The sequence below is a fragment of the Lewinella sp. LCG006 genome (assembly GCF_040784935.1).
Taxonomy (GTDB): Bacteria; Bacteroidota; Bacteroidia; order Chitinophagales; family Saprospiraceae; genus Lewinella.
Genome location: NZ_CP160680.1, coordinates 6697375 through 6716130 on the forward strand (window position 1 = coordinate 6697375; position 18756 = coordinate 6716130).

The 18756-nt window shown below is 47.2% G+C and carries 13 protein-coding genes; 7 read left to right on the plus strand and 6 right to left on the minus strand.

Features of this window, described 5'->3' with window-relative positions; genetic code table 11:
• The first annotated feature begins 24 nt into the window (after positions 1 to 24).
• The 4 genes from AB0L18_RS24475 (at position 25) to AB0L18_RS24490 (ending at position 6873) form a co-directional block, all read left to right on the plus strand.
• The gene (locus AB0L18_RS24475) at positions 25 to 429 is read left to right on the plus strand and encodes a hypothetical protein (protein WP_367389954.1); all 405 of its coding nucleotides are present in this window, start codon (positions 25 to 27) and stop codon (positions 427 to 429) included.
• Between the two features lie 162 nt (positions 430 to 591).
• Complete coding sequence (locus AB0L18_RS24480; RefSeq protein WP_367389955.1) at positions 592 to 4044, plus strand: pyruvate carboxylase; 3453 nt, start codon at positions 592 to 594, stop codon at positions 4042 to 4044.
• Between the two features lie 102 nt (positions 4045 to 4146).
• Entirely contained in the window at positions 4147 to 6102 is a 1956-nt protein-coding gene (locus tag AB0L18_RS24485) for a PKD domain-containing protein (protein ID WP_367389956.1), read from the plus strand.
• Positions 6103 to 6144: 42 nt separating this feature from the next.
• Positions 6145 to 6873 (plus strand): hypothetical protein, encoded by a 729-nt coding sequence (locus tag AB0L18_RS24490; RefSeq protein ID WP_367389957.1) that lies wholly within the window; start codon positions 6145 to 6147, stop codon positions 6871 to 6873.
• A 147-nt stretch (positions 6874 to 7020) separates the two neighbouring features.
• Here AB0L18_RS24490 and dapF read toward each other — a convergent pair whose 3' ends face one another.
• Positions 7021 to 7800, minus strand: a complete 780-nt coding sequence (dapF, locus tag AB0L18_RS24495) for a diaminopimelate epimerase (RefSeq protein ID WP_367389958.1) — start codon at positions 7798 to 7800, stop codon at positions 7021 to 7023.
• Positions 7797 to 8492, minus strand: coding sequence for an RluA family pseudouridine synthase (locus AB0L18_RS24500; RefSeq protein ID WP_367389959.1), 696 nt, complete (start codon positions 8490 to 8492; stop codon positions 7797 to 7799). Before AB0L18_RS24500 ends, dapF begins: the two co-directional genes overlap by 4 nt.
• Before the next feature lie 28 nt (positions 8493 to 8520).
• Here AB0L18_RS24500 and AB0L18_RS24505 point away from each other — a divergent pair, with 28 nt between their 5' ends.
• Positions 8521 to 9363 carry a 1,4-dihydroxy-6-naphthoate synthase gene (locus tag AB0L18_RS24505; RefSeq protein ID WP_367389960.1) on the plus strand — a complete coding sequence of 281 codons (843 nt, stop codon included), beginning with the start codon at positions 8521 to 8523 and terminating at the stop codon, positions 9361 to 9363.
• Here the strand turns inward: AB0L18_RS24505 and AB0L18_RS24510 are convergent.
• Positions 9356 to 11188: a pyruvate kinase gene (locus AB0L18_RS24510; RefSeq protein ID WP_367389961.1), complete on the minus strand. Its 1833-nt coding sequence runs from the start codon at positions 11186 to 11188 to the stop codon at positions 9356 to 9358. The two genes, AB0L18_RS24505 and AB0L18_RS24510, sit on opposite strands and share 8 nt — an antisense overlap.
• 156 nt (positions 11189 to 11344) lie before the next feature.
• A complete protein-coding gene (locus AB0L18_RS24515) occupies positions 11345 to 14104 on the minus strand; it encodes a putative LPS assembly protein LptD (RefSeq protein WP_367389962.1) in 2760 nt (919 codons plus the stop codon).
• 6 nt (positions 14105 to 14110) lie between these two features.
• Here AB0L18_RS24515 and AB0L18_RS24520 point away from each other — a divergent pair, with 6 nt between their 5' ends.
• Together AB0L18_RS24520 and AB0L18_RS24525 are read left to right on the plus strand one after the other, a co-directional pair.
• Positions 14111 to 15733 (plus strand): N-acetylmuramoyl-L-alanine amidase, encoded by a 1623-nt coding sequence (locus AB0L18_RS24520; protein WP_367389963.1) that lies wholly within the window; start codon positions 14111 to 14113, stop codon positions 15731 to 15733.
• A 129-nt stretch (positions 15734 to 15862) separates the two neighbouring features.
• Positions 15863 to 16900, plus strand: a complete 1038-nt coding sequence (locus AB0L18_RS24525; RefSeq protein ID WP_367389964.1) for an MlaD family protein — start codon at positions 15863 to 15865, stop codon at positions 16898 to 16900.
• 9 nt (positions 16901 to 16909) lie between these two features.
• Here the strand turns inward: AB0L18_RS24525 and AB0L18_RS24530 are convergent, their stop codons facing one another.
• The gene (locus AB0L18_RS24530; protein WP_367389965.1) at positions 16910 to 17545 is read right to left on the minus strand and encodes a class I SAM-dependent methyltransferase; all 636 of its coding nucleotides are present in this window, start codon (positions 17543 to 17545) and stop codon (positions 16910 to 16912) included.
• A gap of 17 nt (positions 17546 to 17562) precedes the next feature.
• Positions 17563 to 18723, minus strand: coding sequence for a DUF3419 family protein (locus tag AB0L18_RS24535; RefSeq protein ID WP_367389966.1), 1161 nt, complete (start codon positions 18721 to 18723; stop codon positions 17563 to 17565).
• Positions 18724 to 18756 lie beyond the last annotated feature (33 nt).

An 18756-nucleotide genomic window follows, 5' to 3' on the forward strand; every position in this document is an offset into this window, starting at 1 on the left:
ATCTCACCTTTAAACAACTAGCGCATGAACAAATATCTATTGGTCGGTTTGGTGTTCTTGCTACTTGGTTGTAATTCCTTATTTGGGCAAAGGAAGGAAGTACTTGAGCAACCTATGCTTTTGTTACAAGAAGAAAAAGAAACAACTACTCCCCTTTCCTCCTCGATTGTGGTAACTCCTGGCGTTTTACCTCAACTTGCAGCAATAGCAGCTCCTCCAGCTTACCTGTCGTCTCTAACTTTGATTAATTCCTCACCTGTATTAAGGCAGCAACCCCTCTGCTATTCCACGGCCGATCTGGCCTTTTTTTGCCGATTGGAAGTAAAAATAGAATCTGCCACTAAAATGCCCGTCCGTTTCCGGCTAGGTGACGTACAACAAGTTGATTATCTGGAAGGAAAATTCACTGGTTGGCGCTACGGTTATTAATTGCTTTACAGTAGCTTTCGTAAAAACGAACAATTCAGATTTTTCTAACTTGAGGCTGTAAATTACCTTAACGAACTTGTAGTTTTACTACTGAGTTAAAGTAATTGAAGTAGCTACGTAATGCTACCAACAAACAGTCAACTGGTCCTTAAAAAATACCCCATGCCCAAAGATATCCAACGATTCAAAAAAATTCTTGTCGCCAATAGAGGTGAAATTGCTATCCGTATTTTGCGTGCAGCTTCCGAGTTGAAATTGCGTACGATGGCCATGTACACCTTTGAAGATCGCTATAGTTTACACCGCTACAAAGCCGACGAAGCTTACCAAATCGGTCCCGATGATGAACCCCTGAAGCCCTATCTTGATATCGAGGCCATCATCAAACTGGCCAAACAAAAAGGAGTAGATGCCATCCATCCAGGCTACGGCTTTCTCAGCGAAAACGTGGACTTTGCCCGCCGATGTAGGGAAGAAGGGATAGCTTTTGTTGGGCCTAGTCCCGAAGTCATGGAACGCTTGGGTGACAAAATGGCGGCAAAAATTCTGGCTCGCTCTGTCAATGTTCCGCTGATTGAAGACTCTCAGAAAGACCTCGATACTGCGGAGATCGCCCTTGCGGAAGCCCAAAGAATTGGCTACCCCATCATGATCAAAGCCGCCTCGGGTGGTGGTGGGCGCGGTATGAGGGTCGTGCGCAATGACGAGCAACTGGTCACTGAGTACCACGAAGCAAAGGGAGAAGCCAAAACTGCTTTTGGTGACGATACCGTATTCCTCGAAAAGTACATTGAAGAGCCTAAGCACATTGAAGTGCAAATTTTGGGCGATAAGCAAGGCAATATCGTACACCTCTACGAGCGCGACTGCTCGGTGCAGCGTCGTTTTCAGAAAGTAGTAGAAATAGCACCAAGTATTACCCTTTCGGAGGAAACCAGAGAAAAGCTTTACGAGTACGCTATCCGCATTGGCAAAGAAGTAAACTACAGCTGTGCTGGTACCGTAGAATTCCTGGTAGACAAGGAAGAGAACATCTACTTCATTGAGGTTAATCCGCGCATACAGGTCGAGCATACCATTACGGAAGAGATAACTGGTGTTGATTTGGTGCGATCTCAGATTCTCATTACGATGGGATATCCGCTGGCCCATAAGACCATTTTTATCCGGAGCCAGGACGATGTAAAAATCAATGGGTTTGCTATTCAGTGCCGCGTTACTACCGAAGATCCACAAGCAGGCTTTAAGCCGGATTATGGCACCTTGATTGCCTACCGCTCTGCCTCGGGGATGGGAATTCGTCTTGATGCAGGCAGTGCATTCCCTGGAGCAAAAATCAGCCCGTATTTTGATTCCATGCTGGTGAAGGTAACAGCTTGGGGTAGGACACTCGAAGGCGCAAGCGAACGCCTGCACCGAGCACTCCGGGAATTCCGTATTCGCGGTGTCAAGACCAATATTGGCTTCCTACTCAACCTCTTGCAAAACCCTACTTTCAAAAAAGGACAGGCGACCGTGGGCTTCATTCCTGCTCACCCCGAACTCCTTCAAGCACCCAATTGGAAAGATCGAGGTACCAAGCTGATTAGCTATTTAGCGGAAGTCAACATAAATGGCAACGACGATGTGAAGTTTCATGATAAAACCAAGGTCTTTCTCAAGCCTCATGTTCCTTACCGGCAAGAAGATGGAATGTTTCCCGAGGGCAGCAAAAATCGACTCACTCATCTGGGACGGGAAGGCTTTATCGCCGACCTAAAGGCCGATCCTAAAATTCATTATACCGATACCACCTTCCGCGACGGCCACCAAAGCTTACTCGCTACCCGCATGCGTACTTTCGATATGCTACAAGTAGCAGAAAGCTTTGCTCAACAGCACGGCGCCGATATCTTCAGTATGGAAGTTTGGGGAGGGGCAACCTTTGACGTAGCCATGCGCTTCCTCAAGGAAGATCCATGGAAGCGATTGGCACAGCTACGCAAAGCGATGCCCAATGTCCTGCTGCAAATGCTCTTGCGGGGCTCCAATGCCGTTGGCTATACCGCTTATCCCGACAATCTGGTCATTCGCTTTATTGAACAGGCGGCCGAAACGGGTATTGATGTTTTCCGCATTTTCGATTCCCTCAACTGGGTCGACAATATGGCTATCAGCATCAAGACCGTAAGAGAAAACACCAACAGTCTCGCAGAAGCATGTATCTGTTATTCCGGAGACATTACTGACCCCACAAAGACCAAGTTTAATCTCCAGTACTACCTCGACATGGCCAAGCAACTGGAAGATGCGGGTGCTCACATTATTGCCATCAAAGACATGGCCGGGCTATTGAAACCGCTGGCAGCAGAGCTATTGGTCAGCAAGTTAAAAGAAACCGTTGACACGCCTATCCATTTGCATACACACGACACCAGCAGTATTCAGGCAGCTACTTACCTGAAAGCGATTGATGCCGGTGTGGATGTGGTGGATGTTGCTATAAGTGCCTTGTCGGGCCTCACCTCACAGCCCAACTTCAATTCGGTGGTGGGCATGATGCAGGGCCACCCGCGCGAAAATAAAATTGATCTGCACTCCTTGAATGCTTACAGTGCTTACTGGGAGAATGTCCGGGCTTACTACTACCCATTTGAAACGGAGTTGCGTGCCGGTACGGCAAGTGTTTACGAACACGAAATCCCCGGTGGGCAATACTCCAACCTGCGACCCCAAGCCCGGGGATTGGGCTTGGAAGAACAGTTTGAGACCATCAAAGCCAATTACGAGGCAGCAAATGAGCTCTTTGGTGGCTTGATCAAAGTGACCCCCTCTTCGAAAGTGGTGGGAGATATGGCCATGTTCATGACCAGCAATGACCTGACCAAGGAAGATGTACTTGAGCGCGGCAACAAACTGGCTTTTCCCGATAGTGTTAAAGCACTGATGCGCGGCGATTTGGGGCAAATAAATGGTGGGTTCCCCAAAGAAATCCAGCAGTTGGTCCTTAAGGACGAACAGCCCTATACCGATCGCCCCAATGCCCACATGGAGCCCATCGATTTTGAACAAGAACTCAAGGCATTCAAAAAGAAATTTGGTAAAGATTTAGGGATAAAAGACTTGCTGTCCTATCTGCTTTACCCCAAAGTTTACCAGGAATATTACGACTTCCGCGAAGAGTTTGGCGAAGTCAGCAATCTCCCGAGTCCGGCATTCTTCTACGGTTTAAAACCCAATGAAGAGATCATGGTATCCATTGCGCCAGGTAAGACCATTATGATCCGTTACCTCAACAGCACGGCGGCAGATGACTTGGGTAACCGACTGGTTTTCTTCACCTTAAATGGTCAAACAAGGTCGGTTCAGGTGCGTGACCGCAACCTTAAAGTAGATCGGGTCATGAACCGCAAAGCCAGCGGCGACAAAGAAATCGGTGTGCCGCTACAGGGTAACCTTAGCAAAATTCTGGTAAAAGAGGGACAGGAGATCAAGGAAAACGCTCCACTGTTCATCATCGAAGCCATGAAGATGGAGAGCACCATTACTTCCCCAGTAGCCGGAATAGTGAAGAAAATTCATTTGAAAGAAAAGACGCTGGTACAGCAGGATGATTTGGTGGTGGAGTTGGAGTAAGGCAAGTTGGTAAGGTGTAGGTCACTAATTGGTGAAATAATTATTGATTTTTAATATTGATTAGTATTTTTAGTGACTTACATCTTAACAAAACACCAAACCATGCGCACTCTCCAGATTTTTCTCTCTGCTCTATTCCTTTTCCCAGGTATTCAACACTCACTCCATGCCCAGGATTACATCATGGACGGCACCCCAATCACCGATTGTGGTGGTGTGTTTTTTGATCCAGGAGGAGAAGATGACTACGAACAGAACACTACCGTTTCCACCTTGATTTGCAGTGATCCCAGTGAAAATAGCCATAGCCTACTGCAATTTTCCAACATTCAGCTGCTGCCGGGTGACACCCTGAGGTTTTATGATGGTACCGACGCTTCGGCGCCATTGATCATCCCTCCCGTAAGTATTCATGCGGGTATACCCTTCTCGGTGCAAGCAACAGCAGCTAATTTTAGTGGTTGTCTTTACGTTGAATTCAATAGCGATGAGGACGGAGAAAGTGCTGGCTGGGAAGCCACTATTGCCTGTTTGTTCTCGTGCCAGCCCATTTTAGCAGATATAGGAAGTACACCTCCCGCGATACCCAACACGCCCTTTATCGACATCTGCCCAGGAGATACGGTACGCTTTGATGCGCAAGCCATATTTCCGCAAAATGACTTTTTTTATTCACAAGATTTGACGACCAGCACCATCAACTGGCAATTTGGGGACGGAACCGTTGCTAATAGCCCCCAAGTGGAGAAGGTATTTACCGAACCTGGGTTCTATTTGGTACAGCTGAATATTACCGATGACTGGGGCTGCCCTACGGTAAACCTGCCTTACCGTTTCGTCAGGGTATCACCGGGGATTAGCGTTGTCGCCAGTGAGTTCCTGCAAGACACCTACTGCTGGGGAGATACCATTTTACTTTACACTTTGCTTGACTCGCTTAGTAACATTCCTGGCTTTACATTCTTGCCTTCGACACTGCTTACCTACAATGTGGGCGCAAATGGTGATACCATCTTACTACCAGATGGGACAGGGGGGCAATACGAATCAGTGATTAATTTCAATCTTTTCCCAGCAGGAGCTACCGTCAGTGAAGAAAACCCGATTGACAGCATTTGGATGAACATTGAACATTCTTACGCTGGCGACTTAGACATAGAATTGATTTGTCCCAACGGGAGTAGTGTTTTCTTACTTGATTTTCCAAGTGGAACAGGAAGCACTAATTTTGGGGAGCCTTTTGCGAGCAATCCTGTTGATGGAGTGTCGTCTTTAGACACCACTTATGGAATTCCTTACCGGTATACCTTCGTACCGGAAAGTGCTAATGGTACCTTGATTGAATTTGATGTCAATGCTCCTACCTATACTTACACCACCGTACCCAGTGATATAGATGGTTCAGTTTATACCTACACTGACACCTATTTCCCGGCAGGAAGTTACGAACCTGAAGATAGTTTTTCGGTCTTGGAAGGTTGCCCCTTAAATGGAGAATGGGAGATGAGAATTAGGGATAATATAGGCCTGGACAATGGCGTCATTTTTTCCTGGGGAATCAGTATGAAAGGCGAAATCGAAGCTAATGGCGAAGAAATCGTAAGTGCCGCCACCTGGTACTGGGAAAATAGCGACGACATCCTGTTTCAAAATTCAGACAGCATTCTTATTCTCCCCCAGGATATTGGCTTGACCAGCCTTCAATTAACGATTGAAGATAATTTAGGTTGCCTGACCGATACCACCATTACATTCGAAATTCTCCCCAGCGATGACCCAAATTGTATGGTCAACGATGCAGAATATCTTCTAGAAGACAAGGCTTGGGCCATCTACCCCAACCCTACCAAGGACAATTTCACGGTCAAGATGAACGATTCTTCAGCCCGCTACCAGCTGGAAGTGTATAATGCTTTAGGTGAAAAAATAATAAGCAAGATTTTTCTAAATGAGGAAAATATTTCTTCAGAAAAATGGGCCGCAGGCGTATATTTCCTGCGAATCAGCGATGAAGCAGGTCATGTTTTGGCCACTGATCAGTTGGTGAAGGTGCGGTAAAAGCTAACAGAATAAGTAATACCTCGTAGAGGACAAATAACTATGAAAATCATCAACCTATGGTCCAGCCCGAGAAATATATCGACGGCATTGATGTACAGCTTTGCGCAAAGGCCAGACACTACGGTAGTCGATGAGCCTTTGTATGCTTACTATTTAGCGAATACCAACAGTGAGGCAGCGCATCCGGGCGTTCCTGACATCATGGCCAGTCAATCGGCAGATGGAGACGAAGTGGTCACACAGGTAATTCTTGGGAGCCACTACCCTACTCCTGTGGTTGTCCATAAGCAAATGACGCACCACTTGCTGGATTTGAATCGAAGTTTCCTACACCAGTGCGCTAATGTGATGTTGATCCGTGACCCAAGGGCGATATTGGCCTCCTATACCAAAGTCATCCAGCAGCCAACGCCCTTTGATATTGGCATTCCTCAACAAGATGATTTGTACGCCTACCTTAAAGAGCACCAATTGCTGAAAGCCATCGTGGATGCTCGCGTATTGTTGCAAAACCCCAGGGGTATTCTGCAAAAGCTTTGTGACCGCCTGGAAATTCCTTTCACGGAAAAGATGCTCACATGGCCCGCAGGTGCCCTTCCAGAGGATGGCGTTTGGGCCAAATACTGGTACAGCAATGTTCATGCTTCTACAGGATTCAAACCCTATCAGGAGAAGCTTATTGAGCTTCCCGCGCACTTGGAGGAAATTGCCCGCGAATGCCAGCCTGCTTACGAGCGGTTGCTGAGAGAGGAGTTATTGGTGAGATGAGGTTTTGGTACATGGTACTTGGTACTTGGTACTTGGATTCAAAAAGTGCTCCATCCGAGCACCAAGTATATACTACAAAAAAAACTCCGTGTCACCGTGCCTCCGTGGCTATAAAAAGTCAAAATGAGAGTTACTCCTTAATACCGTTCAAACTTTTATTTCTCCCTCAAAAACAAAGGTTGACGGGCCACACAGCCAGGAGGAAAAGACCTGGCCATCGTAATTTACTTTCACCTCCAGCTGCCCTCCCTTCGCCTCGACGGGTACGGTAAATTGCCCGGTCTGACCATTGCGCTGCACCGCGACGATGGCCGCTGCGGTCACCCCCGTACCACAGGCCAGCGTCTCCGCTTCTACGCCCCGCTCATAGGTTGCAATGGTCAAGCCATGGATATCTCCTTTTATGAAATTCACATTGGTACCACCGGGAGAGAATACTTCGTTGTTTCTCAGGGTTCGGCCTTGGGTATTCACATCAATGGTGGCTAAATCATCGTGCCATTCCAAATAATGCGGAGATCCCGTATTCAGAAAACAGCCATCGAGAACAGCCTCTATTTTATTCACTTGCCCCATTTCCAACTCAATCCAATCCGGGCGCTCAACGATCGCTCGGTGAATACCATCCACGGCGTGGAAAACCGTTTCCTTCGTGATAACTCCCAGCCGGTGAGCATAAGCCACCAGACAACGCCCGCCATTGCCACACATGGTGCTAGGTCGGCCATCTGAGTTGTAGTATTTCATCTCGAAGTCCAGCTCGGGATGTGGTTCCAATAGCATTAAGCCGTCGCCACCGATACCGAAGCGACGATCGCATAAACGGGCAATATTTGCGACGGAAAGATCCTTAAGGAGAGCACCTTCCAAATGGTTGACAATTACAAAATCATTGCCCGCGCCCTGGTATTTCACGAAAGGGATCATCGTTGCCAGAAGCCTTTAAACAGGTCCCAAATGTCTTCTTTTGGAGGATTGGCGTAGATGGTCACGCGCTCTTTCTTGATGGGGTGGATGAACGAAAGTTCGCGACAGTGCAGGTTGATGTTACCATCTGTATTGGTGGCCGACGCACCATATTTGACATCTCCTCGAATTGGTGTATTGTTCTTTGACAATTGTACTCGAATCTGGTGCGGGCGCCCCGTTTTAGGTTTTACTTCCTGCAAAACATAAGTGCTGATCCGGCCCAGCATTTTGTACTTCAATTCTGCTTTTTTAGCGCCGTCGGCCCGGTTGCTCATAAAGTCGTAAGCGCGGGCAAGGTTCTTTTCTTTGTCCTTTTTGATAAAGTGCACCAACTCACCCTCCATAGGATCGGGCTGGGCTTCCGTGACGGCCCAATAGGTTTTTTCAACTTCGCGTTCCTTGAACAACTCATTCATCCGCGTCAGTCCTTTACTCGTCCGAGCAAAAAGCAGTACACCGCTTACCGGGCGATCCAGGCGGTGGATGACGCCAAGGAAGACATCGCCAGGTTTATTGTATTGGATCTTTATGTAATTCTTTACATATTCCGCCAAAGTAGTATCTCCCGTCTGGTCACCTTGAACCAGGTAGCCCGCAGGCTTGTTAATGGCAATGAGGTGATTGTCCTCATAAAGCACTTGTAAGTGCATAGTTTCTTAGAATTTAGGCCACAAAATTATGAAATTATCTCTAGGGTTTTCCCCTTGTCCTAACGACACCTTCATTTTTGATGCTTTGGTGCACCAAAAAATCGATACCGAAGGGCTAACCTTCGAAGTATTGCTGGCGGATGTGGAGGAGCTCAACCAGAAAGCCCTGAAGGGAGTATTGGATATTACCAAGCTTAGCTACCACGCTTACGCGCACCTCACCGATAAATATGTCTTATTAGATGCAGGATCGGCCCTGGGGCGCAACTGTGGGCCCCTATTGATCGCCAAACGCCCACTTAGCAATGCGGAAATAGCAGAAGGCCCCATTGCTATCCCCGGTAAGTTGACTACTGCCAATTTTTTGTTAAGCCTCGCCTATCCTGATGCTCAAAATAAACAAGCATTTCTTTTTTCCGATATTGAACAGGCCGTCTTGCGAGAAGAGGTTGTTGCCGGCCTTATCATTCACGAGAATCGCTTTACCTACCAGGACAAAGGTTTGGTAAAAATTCAGGACTTGGGTGAGTTCTGGGAAAGCACCACGGGCCACCCTATCCCCTTGGGAGGCATTGTTGTCCACCGGCGTTTACCGACGGACATTCAGCAAAAAATAAACCGCGTGCTGGCGCGCAGTGTGGCTTACGCCCAACAAACGCCTTCCGCTACCCGCGACTACGTGCGCGCTCATGCCCAGGAAATGGACGAAGAAGTCATGTTTGCTCATATCGGACTGTACGTCAATGACTTTACCCGCAACCTTGGTACAGAAGGCCGGGCCGCTGTGGCTACCTTATTTGATCGTGCGGAAGCACTGCAAATCGTACCGAAAATCAGAGAAGATATTTTCTTAAAACAGCCAATTAACTGATACTCAACTTTGTCCGCTTGGCCAGCATGATTTCTTTTTTGTCGTGGTATTGCTCCATGTCCTTGAGGATGGTGTCCAGCAAATCAATAGCGTCATTGATGTAGGCTCCTTTATTCAACATGACACATTCTGCCCGTAAAGAAATGGTTGCGTCCGTCATTTCAGAACGGGAAGGCAAGCCATTTTTGGCCATATTTTCCAGTACCTGCGTGGCCCACACCACAGGAAGATGAGCCGCACTGCAATGGGCTAGAATCTCATCTTGCACCAAGCCTATATTGTCCCATCCAGTCTCCACGGCGAGGTCGCCGCGAGCAATCATTACCCCTACCTGCTTGGCTTGCATGGCTGCCATCAGTATTTCCGAAAGGTTGTTATAGGCCAAACGGGTCTCAATTTTAAAAATCACACCCAGCCTATTAAATGCACCAAGCTCCTGCAAAACGGCAAATAATTCTTCCACATCAGCTTTGGAATTCACGAAGGAAAAATTGACCATATCGGCGTGTTCGGCCACAAACTTCAAATCCTCATTATCCTTGCTCGTCAGACCGCTAATACCCAGTGTTGTTTTAGGGAAATTTATCCCTTTTTCAGACCTTAGTTTGGCCCCTTTTTCTGAGGCCCGAAGAATGCTTACCCGAAAACAATCTTCCTTCACTTCGATGACTTTGCTCTTGATCTTCCCATCATCGAATAAGACAGGATGTCCCTTTTTTATTTTCTTAAAAATCTCCGGTACCTGGCAAGAAATATGGGCTTCCTGGATACAATTACCTTGATCATCATATTGGGCCGATTCACCAGCAACGGCGGTGCGATCTACCCTTAAAACATCTCCTTCCTTTAACAGAATAAAATGTTCCACCGCGGGTAATGCTCCTACTACAAAAACCTTCTCAGGTAAAGTAGAAAGCTGTAAGACCGTGCCCGTCTTCACGTAAGTTGTCTTTTCGCAGATGGCTACCAGATAGCCGTCTTTGTCCCGCTCTTGAATAATGAGTTTTCTTTTTTTGCCACGGGTATCCCGAAAAGTTAATTCATCTCCTCTATTCAGACCTTCCAGGGCAGCAGCCCCAATGGGTAGGGCATTATCAGCTGAACCTTCCTCCAACTCAGGGACCAGTAATACACTAGCCGCTTGTATAATCTCGCCCAAATCATTCTTGAGGGGCTTAAATTTTCGCACTTGCGGGCCTGGCTGGATGGCCCCTGTTCTGATTTTTGGCCCTGCCAGGTCCATTGCTATCTTCACATTTCTCCCTGAAGCTTTGGCCGCTACCTGTATATTTTTGATGATGGACAACCAGATATCCGGGGTATCGTGGGCACAATTGATTCGAGCAACATTCATCCCTTTCCTTACCATCTGTTCGACCAATTCATAATTATTGGCAGCTTCGCTGGGTTGGGTCACCATAATCCTTACGCGCCTCCCCGGAGAGCGATAGCCCAGTAAGTCTTTGGTATGGCTCACTAGCAAACGCCGGGCACTCTTGATGGATAAACCCGATTTTAGCATTTTCTTGCCCTCATCCTTAATGAGTGCTTGTAAAATCAAGCGGGTATTGAGCAAACTGGCTTTGATATGCCCTTCCGCATTGGCAAACCGAGACAAGCCCAATTGCCGCATACTCTTCTGAAAATCACGCAGATCAAACTTTCGGAGTGCGCGGTAGTAAACCAGGTTGCGAGCACTTTTTCGGTACGGTTTGGCGATCTTAGCCAAGCTATCTGTCTGGCTATTCTCTGCCTCTTTGATTGCTACCAGGAACCCATCAATTTGCACAAGCAAGTTCTTTATCTTCTCAGCCTGGATTTTCATAGATCAGTCATTGATTGGTATTACAGTGTAAACAATCGAAGGAGAAGTTCGATAGGTCAAGGTTAGTAAATCAATAGCTTTTTCTTGGTGATAAATGTTAGTCCTCAAGCCTAAGCTACGTTATTTGCCAATTTTGGGTAAAAAGTAGAGACGTCCCTAAAAAGCCCGACTCCCATCGGCATTATTCCGCTGATAAGGCACTTTGAGGAAATCGAGCGTACCAGGCTTCACTCTGAGGTAGAAAGAATAGGTATTCCGCGTAGGCGCCCAATTGAAGCCCAACTCCCAGCAGTGCAGGTCGCGGCGTAAGCCCAGGTAAGGATAAGTGGTTTGCTTGCGCGCAAAATCGTAGCCTATTGAGCCAATGTCGACATTCCAGTTCGGGGTAAGGCCCAGACTTCCCCGCAGTTCGATACTGTGCGTGGTCACCGAAAAAGTATCGCGATCGGCAGAAACGGGGTTGATCCCAAAGGCCATGTTGTGCCGGATGGAGAAGTTTTCAAACAGGCTTAAAAAGTCGGTTTCATCTACAGGGCGAAGATCATTACCTTCGATATCAACTTCCTCTATAACTTCTTCTTCCTTTCCCTGGAAGAGGGCACGAATTTTTGCTACTGTCAAATTGGTATTCAGGCGAAAGGTTGCATTGACGAACTCAAAGGGTTTACCACTTTGTTGCCAGGTTGTTTGATTTATTCGGCGAAAGACGCCAGACCCTTCGCTGGTTTCTTGCCTTACCTGTGGATCAAAGGTGGTATTAAACGAAAACGTTGTTGCTCCCTTAAATAGTCGAGTTGTACCAGAAACCGCAATGGGCGTCCACTTTAGGGAATCCGCTGCGAAATTGTAGCTTCCGTTGATATAAATGTTATCAAAAAGCTTGATGTTTTTTTCAGTGGAGTCGCGCCGCGAAAAAATCTTGGCTTCAAAAATATTGGTGATACTGTAATTGAGCGCCATCTGCATTTCCGAGCTGGGAGGGCCTCCAAAAATACCGTTTTGATAGCGCGAAATCAATCGGTTAGTGGTTTCATCCAAGGTATCCTGAACCGAGTTGAAGTAATTGTCATTGTTGATATAATCCGGCTGGTAGCCAACGGATATATTGGGCTTGATGACATGACGAAGGCCACGTATTTTTCCCTTATCAAAAAGGTAAGTACCAAAGATCTGGGTATTCAAACTCAGGTTGGCATTATAAGTTCGGTAGGAAGAAAAGCCAGGGGCCGTTTCTTGATCCCAGGTACCAAAGTCAACCGTCTCTATCTGGATGGAGCCATCGGGAAGGATGGTGGTGTCTTGTACTACGCCATTTTCGGGGTCAAAAGTTACGTCCAGAGCTTCCATGTACCAAACCTCTTTAAAGTTGACCCCGGGGTTGAGGTTAAAGTATTTGAGTACTTTGAAAGAGGTTCCGGCGCTGGCGGTTTGCTGCATCCCATAGCGGGCATTTTCCAGGGTTTGACGTTCGAAGAAAGCAGTATCCGGAGCGGTGAAATTGGCTCTCGCTTCATTGGTGTAGCGCAGGGTGATGTCTTCATACCAGCGCTTGGCGCCTACTCTTTCCTTGCGTCGGAAGGGGTACAGTGCCTGAGTTTGAAACTGAAAGGTTGGAAAATCCACGTTCATGCTCCGCGTACGCGTGTTTTGACTGTGGCGGAAAGCTACACTCATCGAGATCGGCTTATCCAGCCAATTCCGAGAAAAAGTAAAGTTGGAGTTGATCACATTGGTTCCTACCGAACGTGCATCATTGAAGACCCTTTGCTGGAAGTTATTGGTCTGAAAATTGATCGAACCGCCCAACCTGTTCATCGGGTGCGCAGCCGCGTCCTGGTTGTGCGACCAGTTGAGTAAGATACCGTTGGCGCGGCGAAAAATAGATTCCTGAACAATATTACCATTGGGGCCCGTCATGGTTTCTCCGGTTACCGGATCAAGCACATTGACGATCTCTTCCTGGCGACGGCTATCAAAACGGAAGTTAAAATTACCATTGTAGCCATATCTTTTGCGGTACTGCACCGTAGCCCCCAGGCCGTAGGTACCTTCTAGATAAATATCACCCGCTACCGTAAGGTTAAAATTATCCCCAAGGGGAAAGAACCAACCTATTTGTTTCAAGCCAAAGCCCCATTGTTCGGAATATTCGTAGTCCCTGGGGAAAATGAGCCCCGTGCTGCGACCGCCCGAAACCGGAAAAAACCCGAAAGGTAACCACAGCGGTGTGGGGACATCCATAATTTCCAGGTTGGAAGGCCCAACAATGACTAATTTATTAGGAATTACTTTCTGCTTGCTACTCCGAATACCGAAGTGCGGATGGTCTGCGGTACAGGTGGTGAAGATGGCATCTTCGCTATAGATGACATCGTTGGCGGTGGTATCTCCGGGAGGGGCGCTGATAAACTTGGAACGAGCGCCTTTCACCATAATGTCGTCTTGCTGCGTCGTCACATCGTAGACAATGCCTTTACGGGTTTCGAAGTTGTAGCGCATTCGTTCGGCCAAAAAGGTATTCTCCCCTTCTTGGAACTCCGGTATTCCTTCCAAGACACCCGTCGTATCATTCAAGACACCTTGAGCCAACACCTCACTTTTTGCCCAATCCAGTTCAATATAATCGGCTTTTAGCGTAATATTGGTATAGGAAACAAAAGCATTGCCGTACAGGTAAATTTTCTGCTTACGGGCATTAAGCTTCATGGTATCCGCGTTATACTCAACGGCATCTTCCAGGGCATCTTGAGAGACAGGTACCCCCAAACTAATGCTAAGGCTGGAATCTTGCCCCAAGGTGTCTACCTGAATAGTTGAAGTAGGGAAGGTATCCTGCCGTACCAATGTAGTATCCTGAGCAGACAAGATGCTGAATACTAGGAAGAACCAAAATGAAAAGAGTAACTTTGTCTTCAATTGTCTATGATTCGAAATCAAAACATCCCCGGACTCAACGTGCCAACAATGACACAAACCCTGAAACTAATCCTTCTTCCAACGCTGTTGCTATTGTTTTCGCCGCTCAAAGCGACATTTTTTAACAATTCTTTAGCAAGCGTTAATACGGTACTTCCTACGGAAAAGCACCCCTTTGTCCACTTGGAAGCCTTGGCTTTAGCAGAACGGCTCAAAGGTACCTTAAAGCTGGCAAACACCAAGCCTCCTTTTCGTATAAAAACCATTGTTATCGATGCTGGCCACGGTGGGCATGATCCTGGTTGCTCTGGTGCTGGCTCTCAGGAAAAGCATCTGGCCTTGGCAATCGCCAAAGCTTTTGCAGCAAATATTCAGGCCAATTATACTGATATTCAGGTGATTCTCACCCGTGATGAAGATGTATTTATCCCCCTACACGAAAGGGCAGCCATCGCTAATCGGGCCCACGCCGACCTTTTTATTTCTATCCATTGTAATGCGATGCCACCTAATAATGGAGGCACTTCTGGCACGGAAACCTACGTCATGGGGCTGCATACAGCAGGGCATAACCTCGATGTTGCAAAACGGGAAAACAATGCTATCCTTTTGGAAGAAAACTACGAACGCAATTACGATTATGACCCCAACTCACCGGAGGGGCACATCTTGCTGAGTATGTTCCAAAATGCCTTCCTCGAACAAAGTATCCTCTTTGCCGAAAGAGTAGAACACCATTTTCATCTTACGGCCGAAAGAAAGAGCAGAGGCGTGAAACAAGCAGGTTTTGTTGTGCTTAAAGAAACGGCCATGCCCAGCGTGCTGATTGAGACAGGTTTTTTGACCAACAAAGGAGACGAAGCTTTTCTCGATTCACCAGAAGGGCAAGCCACCATGGCCAATGCTCTACTAGCAGCTTTCAGTGAATACAAGGCACTCCTTGAAGGAGAAGATATTGCCGCTGTACAGCCCGTGAAGTTTGCAGCAACGCAACAACCATCCCTTAGCACCCCCAAGGGGAATCCTACACCTCAAGCAAATACCATTCGCCCACAGGTTAATACCTCCCCTCAGGTACCCGGGAAGAACAATACCAGCTCATCTGTTGCAGTGACTTACACACCACCGCCAACCGTCACCACTCGTCCGGAGGTGCCAGGAAATTACAATTATTCCACTACCCCCTCCTCGCCTTCTTCTACCGTGAAAGCAGAGCCCGTCATTACTCCTGCTATAGCTACCCAGGAGCGATACAGTGCCCCGGTACCTGCCCGCGAAAGAGCATTACAACCGAAGGGGTCTACAGATACCAGTTGGGCCGCAAAATTGGGCCAGGATGACAACGTTAAAGCCACCAACGGGCTCATTTTCTGTGTTCAGTTGGCGGCAGCACCACAACCACTTGATACCAGATCACCCGTATGGCAAGACGCCAATTATCTGATCGAAGTCGTTCAAGAAGCAAATATGTATAAATACCAAGTCAGAAATTTTCGCTATTTAAACGAAGCGAGTAATGCCCGGGAAATTCTGCAAGCGCATGGTTTTCAGGATGCTTTCCTCGTAGCTTACTACCAAGGCCAACGAATAAGTCTGGCCGAAGCAAAGGCTTTGTTGAATGGCAATTAAACCTAGACGAGATAAATACTGTTTCTCTTCCGACAGAGAAAATGTTCTCTAAACCACACACTTAATCTTAGGCGGCGCATCTGTGCAGCTCGTAGCGAAACTGCTCCTGTCGCCCCAAACTAACAATGCATGTCTTCAGAAGTACGTACCGGAATTTTAGCCCTTGTGGCTATTGCACTTACCTTGTGGGGAATTAAATACATCCAGGGAAGTAATATTCTAAGCTCCTCCAAGACCTTTTATGCCTATTATGACGACATCATGGGTGTACAAGTGGGTACTCCCGTACAAATCAGTGGGGTAAGCGTAGGCTCTGTTTCCGCCCGTGATTTGGGTGTGGAAGATCGTCGGGTCCGCCTCACATTCACACTGGAACGCGAAGTTCCCCTCCCCAAAGATACCAAAGCAGTCCTGGCTACTACCAGCCCTTTGGGGGATATGGCCATCATTTTTGAATACGACCACCCCTGCCAAGGCGGAGCAGATTGTGCGGAAGACGGCGATACATTTACCGGAATAACCCGTGGATTGGTAGCATCCTTGTTGGGCGATGGAGGTCTAACAACCTATATTGAACAGCTCAAAGAAGGGATGAAGGACATCGTTGACTCTCTTAACAATGGTCTCCTCAGTGAGGATGCCGAAGGCCCTCTGGCGGAATCGGTTCGGGACTTGCGCGGAACCATGTCTAACCTGAAGGAAGCGACCGGTCGGATGAATTTGATGCTTCAGCGCTCTTCCCCTGCACTGGAAGCTTCTCTCAATAACATGGCAGCGCTCACCAGCACGTTGGAAGAACAGAAGGCCAATATTGCTAACATTATTGCCAATACCGATAGTTTAAGTCAACAAATGGTTGATGCCCGCCTGGATGAGGCAGTCAATCAGGCTAAAGCTACCATTAATGAACTCAACGCAACTTTGGTTACTGCCAATTCTGCCCTGAGCGGAGTAGACGAATTGGTGGGGCAATTGAAGGCCGGCGAGGGCACTTTAGGAATGCTGCTCCAGGACGAGGAACTTTACAACAACTTGAACGCACTATCCTTCTCCATGGACTCCCTGATGATGGATATCCAGGAAAAACCTTACCGTTATGTTCCCCTCAAAAGTCGCCGTAAGGTAGAGAAATATGATCGCCAGGATGAGCAAGAAGATAATAACTAGTGCCTTCGGCTACACTTTCTTCCCAATAAACAGGAGATACTTCCAGATCCCAAAATAAGCGTTTCTGACTTCCTTTTTGATGGGATAGAAATTGTCTTTTAAAACAGGTAACAAATGGCTGTCCATCTTCACATGATGGCCAGCCATATGTTTTTTAAAGAACGGCCAAGGGCTATCATGAAAATCAACGACTGCAATGTAGCCGCCGGGCCTAAGGTCTTTATAAGCTTGGTGTATCAGTGTTTCCCACTGCGGGTTGATCATGGTTAGCGCGTAGGAGAACAGTATTGCATCCAATTTTCCTGTCCAGGTATAGCAATTATCCCCGTAGGGTTGTTCCAGAAAAACGACCTCTTGCGACGCAGAAAAACGGCTTTTAGCTTTTGCCAGCATATCGGCAGAAACATCCATCCCCGTCAATTTTACTTCTGCAAAAAGTCGTTTGGCACGAACCAGGTTATGCCCTGTGCCACAGCCTACCTCCAATAAATGAAAAGGCTCCTCGTATTCATAAGGGAGTTCGTTCAAAATAGCCGACCGCCCAAACAGGAAAGACCAGCGGGTGAGATCATAAATGCGAGATTGAAAAGCATAATATTGCTGAATTCGCTTTGCCTGTTGTTGGTGTGCCTCCTGATTGGTCATTATTTCCACGTGATGATCTATTTGACGATTCCCAACTGAACGCTGGCATAAGTAGCTACCCGGTCTGCAGCATGAATATCGGCCAATTCCATGTTTGATTTGAAATCAACTCGTTGATGAACGAACGCGGGTATAAAATCGATTTTATCCGCAGCAGAACGCATGAGAATGCGCGTACCCGATCGGCTGTTTTCCAGTATCAGTTCCCATTCTTCTACCAATCCGGCAAGATCGTGCGCCGCGAGCCAATCCTGATGATCCAGTAATATGTATTGGGTGTAAGCACCAGGGTTTTCTTTCAAAAAACCGCTCAGGGTGTTGTTGTACGTCTGAATTCGTTCCTGGCGGTTTTTCAAGGTTTCAAAATGCTGCTCTTGCAAATAATTGGGCGCACAATCAGGTTGGTAGTAGCCCTGGTAGTACAACTGCCAAAAGTAATTGTCTTTGATGGGTAAGGTGCGAAAGACTCTTCTCAGACAGTCTTGGAGAAAGCCCGTGATACCTCTTTCGTATTCGTCCTTGAAAAGTGCTTGCTGACTCTGAGGGACACCAATCAAGCACATTGTAAAATGCCGATTGACCGCCCAATGCACCAGTTGATTCAATAAGCGAGGCTCCAATGCATCATAAATCCGAATCTGCTCTTCCAGGGTATCCGCAGCAAAAAGTGCTTTTAGATCGCGATTTATTTTGGGTCGTGCTTTCAGGTAACCTCTTAACAACCATGCCAGCATCCCAGAGGTACCGTAGTAGTACATTGTTTTCCGACCTGCCTTTCCAGAAAAGTAATTGCCCGAACGATCCCATATCTCTTGGGCATAGGCAGGTAATTGTTGTCTTAGCTGCTGGGTATACAGCGTAGAAAAATCCGGGTGCTTGCCCGCACCAAAAAGGGTAAAATGATCCTCAAAATACAGTTGACTAAGGCTGGCTTTCTTTAAGTCCAGCAAAGCATTCTGCCGCGGATTCATATCTATAGCATGAATCGCCTTGGGATCATCCAGCAAATAATCCAGGGCATTACAACCGGCACTGGTGATCATGACCACCTCACTGTCCTGGTTAAACCCCAGCATTTGTCGGTCACAACGCGGGTCTTCCCAGCAAGTATTATAGATGAGGTTATTCTGGTGAACGAGGCGAAAAAGCCAGTCTTGAAGATGGTCGACGTATTTCACGGATAATGTATTGGTCTAAAATTCCCGTGAAAT

Coding starts and splice junctions, on each gene's coding strand:
- AB0L18_RS24480 (WP_367389955.1), top strand. CDS start 592: ATGCCCAAAGATATCCAACGATTCAAAAAAATTCTTGTCGCCAATAGA.
- AB0L18_RS24525 (WP_367389964.1), top strand. CDS start 15,863: ATGTCTTCAGAAGTACGTACCGGAATTTTAGCCCTTGTGGCTATTGCA.
- AB0L18_RS24510 (WP_367389961.1), bottom strand. CDS start 11,188: ATGAAAATCCAGGCTGAGAAGATAAAGAACTTGCTTGTGCAAATTGAT.
- AB0L18_RS24500 (WP_367389959.1), bottom strand. CDS start 8,492: ATGCACTTACAAGTGCTTTATGAGGACAATCACCTCATTGCCATTAAC.
- AB0L18_RS24475 (WP_367389954.1), top strand. CDS start 25: ATGAACAAATATCTATTGGTCGGTTTGGTGTTCTTGCTACTTGGTTGT.
- AB0L18_RS24485 (WP_367389956.1), top strand. CDS start 4,147: ATGCGCACTCTCCAGATTTTTCTCTCTGCTCTATTCCTTTTCCCAGGT.
- AB0L18_RS24490 (WP_367389957.1), top strand. CDS start 6,145: ATGAAAATCATCAACCTATGGTCCAGCCCGAGAAATATATCGACGGCA.
- dapF (WP_367389958.1), bottom strand. CDS start 7,800: ATGATCCCTTTCGTGAAATACCAGGGCGCGGGCAATGATTTTGTAATT.
- AB0L18_RS24520 (WP_367389963.1), top strand. CDS start 14,111: ATGATTCGAAATCAAAACATCCCCGGACTCAACGTGCCAACAATGACA.
- AB0L18_RS24530 (WP_367389965.1), bottom strand. CDS start 17,545: ATGACCAATCAGGAGGCACACCAACAACAGGCAAAGCGAATTCAGCAA.
- AB0L18_RS24505 (WP_367389960.1), top strand. CDS start 8,521: ATGAAATTATCTCTAGGGTTTTCCCCTTGTCCTAACGACACCTTCATT.